The organism is Aurantiacibacter gangjinensis, assembly GCF_001886695.1.
GTDB lineage: Bacteria > Pseudomonadota > Alphaproteobacteria > Sphingomonadales > Sphingomonadaceae > Alteraurantiacibacter > Alteraurantiacibacter gangjinensis.
Genome location: NZ_CP018097.1, coordinates 2,199,820 through 2,214,221 on the forward strand (window position 1 = coordinate 2,199,820; position 14,402 = coordinate 2,214,221).

Annotated in this window: 15 protein-coding genes and 1 tRNA gene; 5 read left to right on the forward strand and 11 right to left on the reverse strand. The window is 62.2% G+C overall.

The window, feature by feature from the left end:
• Nucleotides 1–7 precede the first annotated feature (7 nt).
• From BMF35_RS10710 to BMF35_RS10725, 4 genes are all read left to right on the forward strand, one after another.
• Nucleotides 8–982 carry a threonine ammonia-lyase gene (locus tag BMF35_RS10710; RefSeq protein WP_047005933.1) on the forward strand — a complete coding sequence of 325 codons (975 nt, stop codon included), beginning with the start codon at nucleotides 8–10 and terminating at the stop codon, nucleotides 980–982.
• A gap of 66 nt (nucleotides 983–1,048) precedes the next feature.
• Nucleotides 1,049–1,492, forward strand: a complete 444-nt coding sequence (locus tag BMF35_RS10715; RefSeq protein ID WP_071961209.1) for an MAPEG family protein — start codon at nucleotides 1,049–1,051, stop codon at nucleotides 1,490–1,492.
• Between the two features lie 5 nt (nucleotides 1,493–1,497).
• A complete protein-coding gene (locus BMF35_RS10720; RefSeq protein ID WP_047006527.1) occupies nucleotides 1,498–1,917 on the forward strand; it encodes an MAPEG family protein in 420 nt (139 codons plus the stop codon).
• Between the two features lie 89 nt (nucleotides 1,918–2,006).
• Nucleotides 2,007–2,474: a response regulator transcription factor gene (locus BMF35_RS10725; protein WP_047005934.1), complete on the forward strand. Its 468-nt coding sequence runs from the start codon at nucleotides 2,007–2,009 to the stop codon at nucleotides 2,472–2,474.
• A 4-nt stretch (nucleotides 2,475–2,478) separates the two neighbouring features.
• Here the strand turns inward: BMF35_RS10725 and BMF35_RS10730 are convergent, their stop codons facing one another.
• From BMF35_RS10730 to BMF35_RS10775, 10 genes are all read right to left on the reverse strand, one after another.
• The gene (locus BMF35_RS10730) at nucleotides 2,479–3,879 is read right to left on the reverse strand and encodes an alpha,alpha-trehalose-phosphate synthase (UDP-forming) (protein WP_047005935.1); all 1,401 of its coding nucleotides are present in this window, start codon (nucleotides 3,877–3,879) and stop codon (nucleotides 2,479–2,481) included.
• A 25-nt stretch (nucleotides 3,880–3,904) separates the two neighbouring features.
• Nucleotides 3,905–5,704: a glycoside hydrolase family 15 protein gene (locus tag BMF35_RS10735; RefSeq protein WP_047005936.1), complete on the reverse strand. Its 1,800-nt coding sequence runs from the start codon at nucleotides 5,702–5,704 to the stop codon at nucleotides 3,905–3,907.
• Complete coding sequence (gene otsB, locus BMF35_RS10740) at nucleotides 5,701–6,435, reverse strand: trehalose-phosphatase (RefSeq protein ID WP_047005937.1); 735 nt, start codon at nucleotides 6,433–6,435, stop codon at nucleotides 5,701–5,703. Before otsB ends, BMF35_RS10735 begins: the two co-directional genes overlap by 4 nt.
• 43 nt (nucleotides 6,436–6,478) lie before the next feature.
• Nucleotides 6,479–7,186 carry a helix-turn-helix transcriptional regulator gene (locus BMF35_RS10745; protein WP_052765917.1) on the reverse strand — a complete coding sequence of 236 codons (708 nt, stop codon included), beginning with the start codon at nucleotides 7,184–7,186 and terminating at the stop codon, nucleotides 6,479–6,481.
• A 127-nt stretch (nucleotides 7,187–7,313) separates the two neighbouring features.
• Nucleotides 7,314–7,390, reverse strand: a tRNA-Met gene (locus BMF35_RS10750).
• A 70-nt stretch (nucleotides 7,391–7,460) separates the two neighbouring features.
• Nucleotides 7,461–7,982 carry a 2'-5' RNA ligase family protein gene (locus BMF35_RS10755; RefSeq protein WP_335622559.1) on the reverse strand — a complete coding sequence of 174 codons (522 nt, stop codon included), beginning with the start codon at nucleotides 7,980–7,982 and terminating at the stop codon, nucleotides 7,461–7,463.
• The gene (mltG, locus tag BMF35_RS10760) at nucleotides 7,979–8,950 is read right to left on the reverse strand and encodes an endolytic transglycosylase MltG (protein ID WP_047005939.1); all 972 of its coding nucleotides are present in this window, start codon (nucleotides 8,948–8,950) and stop codon (nucleotides 7,979–7,981) included. Before mltG ends, BMF35_RS10755 begins: the two co-directional genes overlap by 4 nt.
• A gap of 1 nt (nucleotide 8,951) precedes the next feature.
• Nucleotides 8,952–10,214, reverse strand: coding sequence for a beta-ketoacyl-ACP synthase II (gene fabF, locus BMF35_RS10765; RefSeq protein WP_047005940.1), 1,263 nt, complete (start codon nucleotides 10,212–10,214; stop codon nucleotides 8,952–8,954).
• A gap of 152 nt (nucleotides 10,215–10,366) precedes the next feature.
• Nucleotides 10,367–10,603 (reverse strand): acyl carrier protein, encoded by a 237-nt coding sequence (locus tag BMF35_RS10770; RefSeq protein WP_047005941.1) that lies wholly within the window; start codon nucleotides 10,601–10,603, stop codon nucleotides 10,367–10,369.
• A gap of 83 nt (nucleotides 10,604–10,686) precedes the next feature.
• Entirely contained in the window at nucleotides 10,687–11,700 is a 1,014-nt protein-coding gene (locus BMF35_RS10775; RefSeq protein WP_047005942.1) for a hypothetical protein, read from the reverse strand.
• A gap of 184 nt (nucleotides 11,701–11,884) precedes the next feature.
• Here BMF35_RS10775 and BMF35_RS10780 point away from each other — a divergent pair, with 184 nt between their 5' ends.
• On the forward strand, nucleotides 11,885–12,322 hold the full coding sequence (locus BMF35_RS10780; RefSeq protein WP_047005943.1) for a PA2169 family four-helix-bundle protein: 438 nt from the start codon (nucleotides 11,885–11,887) through the stop codon (nucleotides 12,320–12,322).
• A gap of 76 nt (nucleotides 12,323–12,398) precedes the next feature.
• Here BMF35_RS10780 and aspS read toward each other — a convergent pair whose 3' ends face one another.
• On the reverse strand, nucleotides 12,399–14,252 hold the full coding sequence (gene aspS / locus BMF35_RS10785) for an aspartate--tRNA ligase (RefSeq protein WP_047005944.1): 1,854 nt from the start codon (nucleotides 14,250–14,252) through the stop codon (nucleotides 12,399–12,401).
• Between the last annotated feature and the right edge of the window lie 150 nt (nucleotides 14,253–14,402).

The window sequence follows — 14,402 nt, forward strand, 5'->3', positions numbered from 1 at the left end:
ATCGGGAATGAGCAAGACGACCCAACGAAACCCAACCCGCGAAGGCGTGCTGGCAGCAGCGCGCAAGATCGCCGCGATCCTTTCGCCAACCCCGCTGCTGCCTTTCGAGGTGCAGGGCAAAACCGCATGGGCCAAGGCGGAAAGCCTGCAACCCATGGGCGCCTTCAAGATCCGCGGTGCGTGGCACCGATTGAGCGATCTCTCCGAGGCCGAGAAAGCGAACGGAGTCGTCGCCGTGTCCAGCGGCAATCATGCGCAAGGCGTGGCATGGGCCGCGCGCAAGCTGGGCATTGCCGCCACCATCGTGATGCCGGAAGACGCGCCGCAGGTTAAGCTGCAGCGCACCAGGAGCTACGGCGCGAAAGTTATCACCTATGACCGGATGAGCGAGAACCGCGAAGCCATCGCTACGAGCCTCGCCGAGGAGCTGGGCGCGACATATGTGCACGCATTCGGCGACCCTTGGGTGATCGAAGGTCAAGGCACGGCGGGCATCGAGATCGCCGACCAAATGTTGGCGCTGACCGACAAGCCCGTTTCGCGCATCGTCGCGTGCTGCGGCGGCGGCGGGCTGACGGCAGGCCTCGCCCTCGCCTGCCCCGATGCCGACATCATTCCGGTCGAACCTGAAGGGTGGGACGACATTTGCCGAAGTCTGGAAACCGGCGAAATCCAGAATGTCGGCGACAATCCGCCACCGACGGCGTGCGACGCCTTGCAGACATTCGCCACGCAGCCAATCAATTTCGCCGTGCTGAAAGAGCGGTGCCATGAATGGGCGCGCGTCTCGGAAGACGAGATCAGGCAGGCGCAGGACTTCGCCTTTTCCAACCTGCGACTGGTTACAGAGCCGGGCGGCGCGGCGGCGCTGGCTGCGGTGCTTACTGGCAAGGTCGAGGTGGACGATGCCACCGCCGTGCTGATTACCGGCGGCAATATGGACATCGCCCGATGGTCCGAGCTTATCCGCGACATTAGATGAGTTGCATTTGACAATCGAATAGCCGGGCAGCAGGCTCGCCTCCTCTTTCAGGGAGGAGATTGCACCGTGAACACCGCCATTCTCGCGCCGGCCACCGTACTGGTCCTCTGGTCCATCGTCATGCTGTTCTGGATCGCCTTCACGCGCTTTCCAGCAATGAAGGCCATGCGTGCGGAGCGCGGCAAGAGCGGCGGCGTCAGCAAGGCGCGAGCAGGCGGTCGTGGGCAGGACCTCGAAGGGCTGATCCCCGACAAGGTGAACTGGAAAGCCCATAATTACACACACCTCATGGAGCAGCCGACGATCTTTTATGCGACAGTGCTGATCCTGGCGGTGGCGGGTGCCACATCGCTCGATGTGCTGCTGGCTTGGGGCTATGTGGCCCTGCGGATCGTGCACTCGCTGTGGCAGGCTCTGGTGAACACAATTCCCATCCGAATGCTGATCTTCTTCACCGCCACCGGATTGCTGATTGTGCTGGCAGTGCGCGCGCTGCTGGTGACGCTGTGACGGACATGCTCCAGCCGGTCATCGCTCTGGCGGCGTGGACGTTCGTCATGTGGCTGTGGATGTACGCAACGCGCCTTCCCGCCATGAAAGCACATAGTGTCGATCCCGACGATCTGGCGAAAGACCCGACTATGTCGCTGGACGCGGCATTGCCGCCGCATGTCCAGTGGAAGGCGAAAAACTATAACCACCTGCACGAAGCCCCCACCGTGTTTTACGCGGTCGCCATCAGCCTTGCAGTGGTAGGCGAGACAGGCTTCGCTGCCGTCGCACTGGCCTGGGCCTATGTGGCGTTTCGCATTGCCCATTCGTTAGCGCAGGCGACGGTGCCCAAGGTGGTGCTGCGCTTCCTGCTATTCACCGGATCGCAGCTTTGCCTGCTGGCCCTGGTGGTTATCGCGGCGGTAAGAATCCTTGCGAATTAGGTAATATCCGCAATGCGCGGATTTACCGCATTCGGTAGGGCCAGCGGCCATGATGTGCCTGGACGCGAAAAGGCCGAAAGGACCTGGCAATGGCACACATCCTCGTTGTCGACGATGACGATATCCTGGCGGAGAACGCCGCGCGCATCCTGATCGATGCGGGCCATGCCTGCGGCTGGGTGAGCGATGCAAAATCCGCTTTCGAAGTGCTGGGCAAGCGCCGGCCCGACCTCGTTCTGCTCGACCAGAACATGCCGGGAGAAAGCGGCAATTCGCTGCTGCGCCGCCTGCGGAATTCGCCGCGCTTTTACGACCTGCCGATCGCCATGCTGACTGCGGTAACTGGGCTGAAGGAAGAGCAGATCGCGCTTTATAACGGCGCGCAGGATTACATCCGCAAGCCGTTCAGCGAAAAGATGCTGGTGTTCCGCGTCAACCAAATCCTGAAGTCGCGCGCCGAGCGGGGTAAGCATCGCACGCTGGATGAGGAGGTCGGGGTTCACCGGTCGGCGAGCGATACGGACCGGATGAGCAGCGTATTGCAGCGCTTGCTCTAATGGGTCAGGCGGCTTCCCCGCCAAGGTCTGCGATGAAATTCTCCGTCCAGCGCTGCACGTTGTCATCGCGCACGGTTGCGATCATGTTGGTGTAGCGCTCCTTGCGCTCATCCAGCTGCATATCCAGCGCCAGCTTGATATGATGCGAGATATCGTCGGGACTGTGCGGATTGATCAACAGCGCGCCTTTCCCGCCGCAATCGAGCTGCTGCGCAGCGCCTGCAAAGCGCGACAGGATCAGCACGCCGGGATCTTCCGGGTCTTGCGCGGCGACATATTCCTTGGCGACAAGGTTCATCCCGTCGCGCAAGGGCGTGACAAGGGCAATCTTCGCCGCGCGGTAATAGCCATACAGTTCCGCCTGGCTGTGGCCCTTGTTGACATAGCGGATCGGCACGAGATCGACTTCCGACCGCGCGCCGTTGATCTGTCCGGTCTTCTGTTCAAGGATCGCGCGGATTTTCTGGTAGCTGCCGATATCCTCGCGGCTGGGCGGCGCGATCTGGATGTAGACGAAATCGCGCACATGCTCCGGATGGCGGTCGAAGAAGCGGCCGATGCCGTCGATCCGTTCGGGCAGGCCCTTGGAATAGTCCAGCCGGTCCACCCCGATGGCGGCGATGCGGTGGCGAGTGGAGCTCATCAAGCGCTGCTGCGCCTGCCGCGCCTCGCCTTCCTCGCCCTTGGCCGTGAAGAAGTCGTAATCGATGCCGATGGGATAGGCACGCGCGATGGTGCTGCGCCCATCCAGCGTGATCTCGCCCGTGTCGCGGTTCACATCGGCTTTCAGCTCTTTCTCGCAGTAATGCAGGAAGCTTTCGAGCCACGTATCGTTCTGGAAGCCGAGCACATCGTAATGCAGCAGCGCTTGCACCAGCCGCTCGTGATAGGGCAGCGATACGAACAGATTGGTGGGCGGCCAGGGCGTGTGGAGGAAGAAGCCCATGCGGTTTTTCACGCCCATGCTGCGCAAGCGCTCTCCCATCGGCATCAAGTGATAGTCGTGCACCCACACAAGGTCGCCATCGTCGATCAGCGGCAGCGCGCTTTCGGCGAAGCGCTGGTTCACCCGCTCATACCCCTTGCCGAACTCCCGTTCGTACTGGGTCAGGTCGATGCGGTAGTGGAACAGCGGCCAGAGCGTGGAATTGGCGTAACCGTTGTAGTACTCGTCAACATCCTGTGTTTCGAGGTCGATCGTGGCGGTGGTGACTCCTTCGGCGGAGCGGACATAGTTGATGGAGCCGGTGAACTCCGCCGTCTCCTGCCCGGACCAGCCGAACCAGATGCCGCCATTGGCCTTCAGCGCGGAATTGAGCGCGCCTGCCAGCCCGCCCTGCGCGCCCGCCACCCCGCGCGCCTTGGGTACGGCAACGCGGTTCGAGATAACGACAAGACGTGGCAAGTGTGCCTCCCAGGGCTTTGATTTTCTAGCGGACGGTGTTCCAGCTTTTCGACAGCAGACCGGCGCAGTTGATGATACCAACCAGCGAGTAGGTTTGCGGGAAGTTCCCCCACAGCTCGCCCGTCTCGAAGTCCATATCTTCGCTCAGCAGGCCCGATCCGGTGCGGTGGGCCAGCATGGTGCAGAACAGTTCGCGCGCCTCGTCCTTGCGGCCCATCAGCGCCAGCGCCTCGATCAGCCAGAAGGTGCAGATGTTGAAGGCCGTTTCGGGCGCGCCGAAATCGTCTTCCGCCGCATAACGCAGCATGTGCTCTCCGCGCCTCAGGTCGCGCTCGACCATGGCGAAGGTCTGCTCGAAGCGCTCATCGTCAGGGGTGACGTAGCGCAGCTCCAGCAATTGCAGCAGGCTGGCATCGAGATAGTCGCTTTCGAAGCTGGCGCCGTAATGGCCGCCCTCCCCGTTTTCCTTCCATGCCCTGGCCTCGATCGTATCGCGGATCGTGTCGGCCCGATCCGACCAGAAATGCGCACGATCCTGCTTGCCGAGGTAATGCGCGGCCGTTGCCAGTCTGTCGCAGGCGGCCCAGCTCATTACGGCGGAATAGGTGTGCACCTCTTGCCGCGTGCGGAATTCCCACAGGCCGGCATCGGGCTGGTCGTGCATGGACCACGCCATTTCGCCCACCTCTTCGAGGCTTTCGAAATCGCGATCATCCGCCATGCGCAGCAGGCGCCGGTCGAGAAAGCCCTGCACGGTCGGCAGCACGATCTGGCCATAGGCATCGTGCTGCACCTGCTTATATGCTGCGTTACCGACGCGCACAGGCCCCATCCCGCGATAGCCGGCAAGACTGCCCGCCGTATTTTCAGTCAGCTCGGCGACGCCCATCACCGAATAAAGCGGCTGGATCTGCCCGCCCTTCGCATTGTCGACGAGATTGCGCAGGAAGCCGAGATATTTCTCCAGCACATCCAGCGCGCCAAGCCGGTTCAGCGCCTGCACCGTGTAATAGGAATCCCGGATCCAGCAGTAGCGATAGTCCCAGTTTCGCTCGCTGCCCGGCGCTTCGGGGATGGAGGTCGTCAGCGCCGCGACGATGGCGCCCGTTTCCTCATGCTGGCACAGCTTGAGCGTGATGGCGGCGCGGATCACCTCCTGCTGCCATTCGAACGGCGTCGCCAGACTGCGCGCCCATAGCTGCCAATAGCGCCGCGTGCTCTGCTCCATGCGGCGCACCTGCTCTCGCAGATTGCCGACAAAGGGCTCGTCCGGCCCCAGGAAGAAATGCGTGTCCTCCTCGATGCGGAAGGTGCGCCCTTCGAGGATGTAGCCCACCGCCGCATCGGTAGAGAGGCGCATGGACTGGCCCGACATCAGATAGCGGATGTGATTGGTGCCGTGCGTTGTTTCGGCTGCGGCCTGCCCCCAGTCGCGCATCGGCTTCAGCACAACGCGGATGCGCGGATTGCCCGCCACCGGGCGCACGATACGTGCAAAGGCGACGGGGCGATACATGCGCCCGCTGCCCTCGAAGCGGGGGCAGAAATCCAGCACCTCCACCGCGCTGCCATCGGCCGCTTCCAGCCGGGTGACGAGGATGGGCGTATTGCGGATATATTCCTGGTGCGAGGCGGTCTGCCCTTCCAGCTCGAACCGCCAGACGCCGACATCTTGCGATGCGCCGTTCAGAAGCGCGCAAAAGGTCGGGTCGCCATCCACGCGCGGCACGCAGCCCCACACGATGGCTCCGCGCTTGTCGACAAGGCCCGATACCTGGCAATTGCCGATCGGCCAGAGCTCCAGATCGCTTTTATGTTCGCTCACAGTCCCAACCAATGCTGCACTGCAGCAGGAGTTGCAAGGCCGTATTCGGCTACGCTCTCCTCACGCTCGCCCACCAGCACGCCAAAGCCGCCATGCTGCTTCGCTGCGCGCATCCCGTCTTCATCGGTTAGGTCGTCACCCACGAACACCGGCATAGCCCCCGCAAACGAGTCGGCTTCCATGAACGCGCGCAACGCCGAGCCCTTATTGGCGCCTTTCCCCACCAGCTCGATCACGCATTTGCCGCGCTTTACATCCAGTGCATTCTCGCCCGCCAATTGCCGCGCAAAAGCCAGCCCGCGCCCTTCCAGCGAGGGGTTGGCGCGGTAATGCAGCGCCACGCCATGCGGCTTGTCTTCCAGGTCGAAACCATGATCGCCTGCAAAGCAGCGCACTTTGTGCAGCAGTTCAGGCGGCAAGCCTTCCGGCACCCGGCCAAGATTGTCGCCGGCTGCCGAGCGGCAATCGCCGCCATGCGAGCCCGACACGGCCAGTTTCAGCGAGCCTAAATGGCTTTCCAGATCGACAATCGCACGCCCGCTTACCAAGGCGAGCCGACCGTCTAGCCGATCGGACAATTCATGCAGGCTATCTGCCAAGGACGGCGGCACGTGAATACTGTCAGGCGTTGGCGCCAGCTCGACCAGCGTTCCGTCGAAATCGAGAAACAGCGCCAGCGCCCTGTCGGCGCGCAGCTCGGCAAAATCGGGAGGATTGGGTCGACCGGCCATGTGTGGCGGTCGATAACGGTCAGGTCCGGTCCGTCAAGCGGTCCTAAAGCTTCACCATCCCGTATTCGAGCGCGCGCAGCGTTGCCGTCATGCGGTTATTAACGCCCAGCTTGGCAAAGATGCGGCGCAAATGAGTGTCGACCGTCTCGGGCGAAATGCCGAGTATCGTACCGATGTCCGCGTTGGATTTGCCGCGGGCTACCCATTTCAAAACCTCGTTCTCGCGCACCGTCAGCCCGACCATGCCTTTCCACGATTGCTCAGTCAGCAGGATGACCTTCGTGTGAAAGGCAGCGAAATGGGCGTCGATCTCGGCGCGAAGGGCGGCGTCGTCTTCGGTAATCGCGCGTTTGAACGAATAGGTTGCGTAGGCGGCGCGGCCGCGCGGTCCATAGAGCGGTAAGGCCACGCCATCGACCATGCCCGCAGTTTCCATCTCGTCCACAAAGGCTTGCTGGCCCGGTGTCAGCTCGCGCGCCGTCAACACGTCGCGCCAAGTCATCGCATGGCCTACATCCATGATGTAATCCGCCATCGGATCGCGGCGACGGAACTCCATGTCGGTGAGATACCGGTCCCTGAATGCGTCGGGAAAGCCGAAATGGAACAGTTCGGCACTTTCATCCAGCTGCGACCGGAAGGCGGGGACGAGGCGATAACTGGCAGACGTAACGCCGCGCGCGATCAGGAACGCCCGGCATTCCTGCCGCAGTTCAGAGAACTCGGAATTGCTATGAGTCTCTTCAGACATAAGCCCCGCCATCCGTCCGCAATCGCAACCCGTGGCTGTTATTGACCCAACATATGCCAGATAGATTGGCCGATGAGAAGCGCGGGCGCGTTCATGCACCGCGTCTACACCTGTCTGTAAAGAAATCTGGTAGCGGAGGAGGGACTCGAACCCCCGACACGCGGATTATGATTCCGCTGCTCTAACCACCTGAGCTACTCCGCCATCCGGCATGCCTGCTGTGCCGCATCGGGCGGCAGGCGAGGCGCGCATTTAGGTCGAAGCTATCCTGCGGTCAACCGCGAAAACGCCACCGTTTGACAAGCTCCCACGGCCCGCCGCGATAGTAGTGCAGCGCAAGGCCTGCAAAGGCAAAGTCGCGCGGTTGCACTTGCGGGCCGAGGCGGGCTTGCAGCGCCTTCGCTTCCTCCAGGCTTACCTTGTTCTGGATAGTCACATGCAGGCGCGGCTTGTGCTCGTCCTGCGGGGTGAGGAGACCGTGGAAACGGTCGCGCAGCTCTTCCCAGATTGCGATCATTTCGCGGCTTTCCAGCTTCAGCGCGGTGCCCTTGCCCAGCTTCATGATGCCGCACAGCCGCGCTGGCACGGGCGGATTGTCACGTACGATGGCAGCGATGCAATCGCGCACCTCCGGCTCGCAGCTCGGCGGCAGGGCGTGGAACAGCGTGACATGCGCTTTCAGGTAATTGCGCTCTGGCGGGAAGTGCTCGGTGCGCAGCTGGTTCGCCCAGCTGAACAGGTCTTCGGGCAGTTCGGCCGTGACGATCAGGGGCGCCGGACCGCTTTCGCCCGTCACATCTCGCCCCGCTCGCGGCGCAAGGCGAACCATCGCTCGACCGCGGCATTATGCCCTTCAAGCGTCGCATTGAATTCGTGCCCGCCCGTGCCATCAGCAACCATGAAGACAGCGTCCGTGTCTTCCGGGTTCAGCACCGCCTCGATACTGGCGCGGCCGGGATTGGTGATCGGCCCGGCAGGCAGCCCTTCCATGGAATAGGTGTTGTAATCGTTGATCGCCTGGATTTCCGACTGGCGGATGCGACGCCCGAGCGGGCGGCCACGCGTAATCGGATAGATGATAGTCGGGTCGGCCTGCAGCCAGATCCCCTGCCGCAAGCGATTCGAATAAAGCCCTGCAACCATGCGCCGTTCTTCGGGAACGCCGGTTTCCTTCTCCACGATAGAAGCAAGCGTCACGGCCTCTTCGGGCGAAGTCACAACCGTGTTCGGTCCACGCTGGGGCCAAAGTTCTGCAATGGTTTCGTCCATCGCGCGCTGCATGCGGGCGAGGACCGCGATCCGCTCTTCCCCGCGTTCGAAGTCGTAGCTTTCGGGCAGCACGCTCCCCTCTTCCGGCACGGGGATGTCGCCGACCAGCAGTTCTTCCGCCATCAGGATGTCGTGTACGATGACGGATGGCGTGCCCTCTGGAATAGTAACGAAGCGGCGGATCACGTCGCCATTCTGGAAGGTGTCGAGAATATCGGCCTGGCTCGCACCGGCGGGCAGCAGGAATTCGCCCGCCTTGATGGGTGCCTTGCCGCCAAGAACCTTGGCACGCAGCAGGAAGCTGTCGGCAGAGGCGATGTGACCTTCCTCCTCCAGCAATCCTGCAACCGAGGTGAGAGACGCGCCCGAAGGGACGATGAAGGCCGTCTCCTCGTCCACTTGCGCGCTGGAATACCACGGCATGGCCAGCCAGCCGCCGACGGCGACCACCACCAGCAGGCCCAGCACGGCCAGCGCCGCGATCGCCTTTTTCATATCAGTCCTTCACGCGCGTCATGATCAGCGAGGCATTGGTGCCACCGAAGCCGAAGCTGTTGTTGAGCACTGCGTTCACTTCCCGCTTTTTCGCGGTGAGCGGAACGAGATCGACACCTTCGGTGCCTTCATCGGGCGTATGCAGGTTGAGCGTGGGCGGCACGACCTGGTCGCGCATGGCGAGGATGCAGAAAATGCTTTCCACCGCGCCCGCGCCGCCCAGCAGATGGCCGATGGCGGACTTGGTGCTGCTCATGCTGGCGCCGCCCAGATCGTCACCCAGCACGCGCTTTACCGCGGCGAGTTCGATCGTGTCGGCCATTGTGGAGGTACCGTGGGCGTTGACGTAATCGATGTCCGAGGCGTCCAGACCGGCCTTGCGCAGCGCCATGCGCATGGCGTTCTCCGCCCCCTTGCCTTCTGGATGCGGCGCGGTGACGTGGTAGGCATCGCCGGAAAGGCCATAGCCGACCACTTCGGCATAGATCGTAGCGCCGCGCGCCTTGGCGTGTTCGTATTCCTCCAGCACGACGACGCCTGCACCTTCGCCCATCACGAAGCCGTCACGATCCTTGTCGTAGGGGCGGCTGGCTTCGGTCGGACGGTCATTGAAGCTGGTGTTGAGCGCACGCGCCTGCGCGAAACCGGCAATGCCGATGGGGCAGATCGTCGCTTCAGCGCCGCCTGCCAGCATGATGTCCGCATCGTCGTCACGGATCATGCGCGCGGCATCGCCGATGGAATGGGCGCCGGTCGAGCATGCTGTCACCACGGCATGGTTCGGGCCCATCAGGCCGTATTTGATGCTGACCTGGCCGCTGATGAGATTGATGAGCCGCCCATGGACGAAGTGCGGGCTGACGCGGCCCGGCCCGCGATTGTGCAGATTGACCGCTTCCAGCTCGATGCCCGGCAGTCCGCCAATGCCCGACCCGATGGAGCAGCCTGCGCGCAGCTTCATCGCCTCGTTCATATCGGTGAGCCCGGCATCTTCCAGCGCCTGTCCCGCGGCATCGATGCCAAATACGATGAAGGGATCGACCTGGCGTTGCACCTTGCTGTCGACCCGCTTGTCCGGATCGAAGCCCCATTCGTGGTCTGTCGGCTTTACCTCACCCGCGATGGTGGCCTTCTGCCCTTCCGTATCGAAGCGGGTGATTGTGCCGATGCCGCTCTCTCCGGCGATCAGGTTCTTCCAAGACGTTTCCACATCGCCGCCAAGAGGCGTGACAAGGCCGAGGCCGGTTACGACAACGCGCCGCATATCATCTCTCCAAATGCCCTTTGCGGGCTAGAATCAAAACAGGCCCAACCCGATAGGGCTGAGCCTGTCGAAGCCCTGCATTTCAAACCTTTGGCGATTGTCCAAAAGGAAAAGCAACCCGTCGACAAGCTCAGGGCAATCGGGCTGAAGGATTAAGAGGTGTGCTCTTCGATATACTTGTTGGCGTCGCCGACCGTGTTGATCTTTTCCGCCGCATCGTCGGGGATTTCCACGCCGAACTCTTCTTCGAAAGCCATCACCAGCTCTACGATGTCGAGGCTGTCTGCGCCCAGATCGTCGATAAAGCTCGCTTCGGGAGTAACCTTCTCTTCTTCGACGCCAAGATGTTCGACAACGATCTTCTTAACGCGGTCAGCGGTATCGCTCATGTATGCCCTCTCAGGATTGGGGTGTGAAACTGTCCTGTCGCCCTAATGAACGATGGCGGCGGGCGCAAGGGCCACGCGCGTTTTCAAGGCTGCGCTTCATCCCGTCGCCACGGCCGCAGGCCGACGGGGATTTGCGCATCGGGATCGACGGGATTCTCCGCGTAATAGCGCTCGATCAGGAAGGCGCGGCGACGGTCGACCTGCTGGCTGGCGCGGTGGCGCTGTTCCAGCCGCCGCAGCCCAGCCTCGGCTTCATCGTCGGAGCGGTCGTTCAGCAAAGCCTGCCGGTAATGCTCTTCAGCCAGCACGAAGGCGCCGCCCTGCTCTGCACACAGGCCCGTGTTGAAGCGCAACGAAGGCTGCTCGGGATGCGCTGCATGGAGCTCTTCCATAGCCTCGCACGCGGCGCGCTCGTCCGTCTCGGTCAGCCGGATGGCGTCCCGGAACTGGCGGCGCATCGCACGCTCCAGCCCGCCCCGCCCTTCCATGATGCGGATGTCCTGCGAGCGGGCAACCGGCGCGAGTTCATGACGCAAATGCGCGGCAAGCTCGAGGATCCAGTTATCGACGATGGGTGCAAAATCGGGCGCGGCATCGTGATCGGGGCAGTAGGTAACATTGTGGGAGCGGCCCATATTGCTCGACCACAATTGGTCGCCATCGCGATCGATCAGGCGCAGGTCCGGACGAAAGGATGCGGTGATATCGACGCAGTCGACCTCCAGCATCTCTCGCGCCGTGCAATCGCCATCTTCGTCCTTTGCCACACAGACGGAGCGGCGGGCGCGAACTTCCCTCTCGGAGAATACAGGCTCGGCATGGCCGGTAAGGATGGAATCGGCCTCTCCCGCGAGGGCGGGCGGCAGGACGGAGAACCACTCTTCACCCCCGATCTCTACACCGCGCAGCCGGTCGGCGATGACGGAAGCGAGCGCCAACCCGTCGGAGCCGGTGAAGGCATCGAGTGCGATACTTTCCACCTCGATGGCCGCTTCGCTGCCTGCCGGATAGATGCCCTCTATCCGCAAGGTTTCCGCCTGCGCGGGAATTGCGATGGCAGACAAGACTGCCGCAATCGTGATGACGCCTTTGCGCATGGTGAGCCCCCTTTATCTCGGGCGGCCACTCTAAAGAGCTAAGATGAACGTCTGCAAACCGGCGAGTGCAGCTGCCTGTGGCTTTCTTCATGCGACGAATTGCAAGTCTCGCGCGACAAATCTCGGACCCATCGCGCCCTGCAGCCATTATGTAGGTAAATCCCTATTCTGAAAGGCAGAAATCATGAACAACAACCAGAGCACTCTCAATTCGCTTGCAACCACCACTTTCGATTCGGTGCGTGGCTACCGCAAGGCCGCAGAGATCGCCGACAACCCGCAGCTCTCGCAGCAGCTGGAGCAGCGCGCCAACAGCCGCGAGCAGACTTTGGGCACGCTGAATGCAGAGCTGTCGCGTCTCGGCTGCGAGCAGGTGAACGAGCAGAGCTTCAGCGGCCAGGCACACCAGATGTTCGCCAGCATCTCGGACGCATTCGAGAATGGTGACGAAGCTGCCGCAGAGCGTGTCGAAGAAGGCGAAGACTATATCGCCGGCCAGTTCCGCGATGCGCTTGACGGATCGGACCTCGAAGGTTCCAGCCGCCAGGTGGTCGAGCAGGCCTATCAGGAAATTCAGAGCGGTGAACAGTTTGGTGATCGTATTGAAAACCAATACGACTGATCAAACTTTCCGGTAACAGAGAAGGGCGCGAGGCTAGAAACCTCGCGCCCTTTTTATTGCATCGCGTACGAACGACTTACGCAGGCGGTGCGTCCCGCGTGGCGGCGTTGCTATTCATGTCGGCCTTTTCTGCGTCGCTGGCGCTTTTCTGCGTTTCCAGCGCTTCGCCGGACAGGCGGATATGCACATCGCGCAGCTGTTTTGCACTCACTACGCTCGGCGCACCCATCATCAGGTCCTGTGCCTTCTGGTTGAGCGGGAAGGCGATCACTTCGCGGATATTCGGCTCGTCCGCCAGCAGCATGACGATGCGGTCGATGCCGGGCGCGGAACCGCCGTGTGGCGGCGCGCCCAGCTTGAAAGCCTCGATCATGCCGGAGAAGTTGGCGTCCACTTCTTCCTGCGAATAGCCGGCGATCTCGAAGGCCTTGTACATGATGTCCGGCCGGTGGTTACGAATGGCGCCGGAGCTGAGTTCATAGCCGTTGCAAACGATGTCGTATTGCCACGCCTTGATCTCCAGCGGGTCGGTGTTTTCCAGCGCGTCCATCTCGCCCTGCGGCATGGAGAATGGGTTGTGGCTGAAATCGACCTTTTTCAGCTCCTCATCCCACTCGAACATCGGGAAATCGACGATCCAGCAGAATTTGAAACAGCCCTGCTCGATCAGGTCGAGGTTTTCGGCCGTGCGCGTGCGGGCGAGCCCCGCAAGCTTTGCCGCGTCCTTTTCCTTGCCGGCTGCGAAGAACAGCCCGTCATTTTCGCCGAGGCCCAGCTCGTCATAGATGCGCTGCATGTTGTCCGGGCCGTGGTTCTTGGCAATCGGACCGCCGAATTCGCCCTGCTTGCGGGTGACGTAGCCGAGGCCTGAGAAGCCTTCCTTGCGCGCCCAGTCATTCATCTCGTCGAAGAACTTGCGGCTCTTTTCGTTCGTGCCCGGCGCGGGGATGGCCCGCACCACGCCGCCGCTGCCGACGATTTTTTCAAAGATGCCAAAGCCGCTCTTTTCGAAGTGGCTCGATACGTCGGCGATTTCGATGGGATTGCGCAGGTCCGGCTTGTCGGTGCCGTATTTCAGCATCGCCTCGGCATAGGGAATGCGCGGGAACTCGCCCGCAGGCGTCACAGTCTTGCCGTTTGCAAACTCCTCGAACACGCCGGCGAGCACAGGCTCGATGGCCTGGAACACATCTTCTTGCGTTACGAAGCTCATTTCGAAATCGAGCTGGTAGAATTCCGGCGACCGGTCGGCGCGCAGGTCTTCGTCGCGGAAGCACGGTGCGATCTGGAAATAGCGGTCGAAGCCCGCCACCATGAGCAGCTGCTTGAACATTTGCGGCGCCTGCGGCAGCGCGTAGAACTTGCCGGGATGCAGGCGGCTGGGCACCAAATAGTCGCGCGCGCCCTCCGGGCTGGACGCGCCGAGGATCGGCGTCTGGAATTCGGAGAAGCCCTGGTCGGTCATGCGGCGGCGCAGGCTGGTGATGACCTTGTTGCGCAGCATGATATTGTTGTGAATGCGCTCGCGCCGCAGGTCGACGAAGCGGTATTTAAGGCGGATGTCCTCCGGGTAGTCCTCCGCCGAATTGACGATCAGCGGCAGCTCCTCCGCGCGGCTCTGCACGGTAATCGAGCGGGCGAACACCTCGATCTCGCCGGTGGGCAGGTTGGCGTTCACCGCCTCTGCATCGCGCGCCTTCACATCGCCGTCGATGGTGACGACGCTTTCCAGCTTCAGCTTTTCCAGCACCGGCAGCGCTTCGCTGTCGCTATCGGCCACGATCTGCGTGATGCCGTAGTGGTCGCGCAGGTCGACGAACAGCACTCCGCCGTGGTCGCGCTTGTTGTGCACCCATCCCGACAGGCGGACGCTGTCCCCGACATTGGCCTTGGTCAAAGCTGCGCAGTTGTGGGTACGATAGGCGTGCATGGGGACTCTTTTCTTTTCGCAGGTTATGGCGCTAAGGGCGCGCGGAAGGCGCGGCGGCGAAACGCCAGTTTCACGCGCGCGCTAACAGGCCAAGCACGCGCCTTTGTCAAGGATGGCGTGCGAGTGGGCCCCTTGGGCCGCAGGCACGGT

What these genes read in the sequence shown, in the direction of transcription:
- BMF35_RS10710 (WP_047005933.1), top strand. Translation starts at nt 8, where the DNA reads ATGAGCAAGACGACCCAACGAAACCCAACCCGCGAAGGCGTGCTGGCA.
- BMF35_RS10720 (WP_047006527.1), top strand. Translation starts at nt 1,498, where the DNA reads ATGCTCCAGCCGGTCATCGCTCTGGCGGCGTGGACGTTCGTCATGTGG.
- BMF35_RS10725 (WP_047005934.1), top strand. Translation starts at nt 2,007, where the DNA reads ATGGCACACATCCTCGTTGTCGACGATGACGATATCCTGGCGGAGAAC.
- otsB (WP_047005937.1), bottom strand. Translation starts at nt 6,435, where the DNA reads ATGGCCGGTCGACCCAATCCTCCCGATTTTGCCGAGCTGCGCGCCGAC.
- BMF35_RS10745 (WP_052765917.1), bottom strand. Translation starts at nt 7,186, where the DNA reads ATGTCTGAAGAGACTCATAGCAATTCCGAGTTCTCTGAACTGCGGCAG.
- mltG (WP_047005939.1), bottom strand. Translation starts at nt 8,950, where the DNA reads ATGAAAAAGGCGATCGCGGCGCTGGCCGTGCTGGGCCTGCTGGTGGTG.
- fabF (WP_047005940.1), bottom strand. Translation starts at nt 10,214, where the DNA reads ATGCGGCGCGTTGTCGTAACCGGCCTCGGCCTTGTCACGCCTCTTGGC.
- BMF35_RS10770 (WP_047005941.1), bottom strand. Translation starts at nt 10,603, where the DNA reads ATGAGCGATACCGCTGACCGCGTTAAGAAGATCGTTGTCGAACATCTT.
- BMF35_RS10775 (WP_047005942.1), bottom strand. Translation starts at nt 11,700, where the DNA reads ATGCGCAAAGGCGTCATCACGATTGCGGCAGTCTTGTCTGCCATCGCA.
- BMF35_RS10780 (WP_047005943.1), top strand. Translation starts at nt 11,885, where the DNA reads ATGAACAACAACCAGAGCACTCTCAATTCGCTTGCAACCACCACTTTC.
- aspS (WP_047005944.1), bottom strand. Translation starts at nt 14,252, where the DNA reads ATGCACGCCTATCGTACCCACAACTGCGCAGCTTTGACCAAGGCCAAT.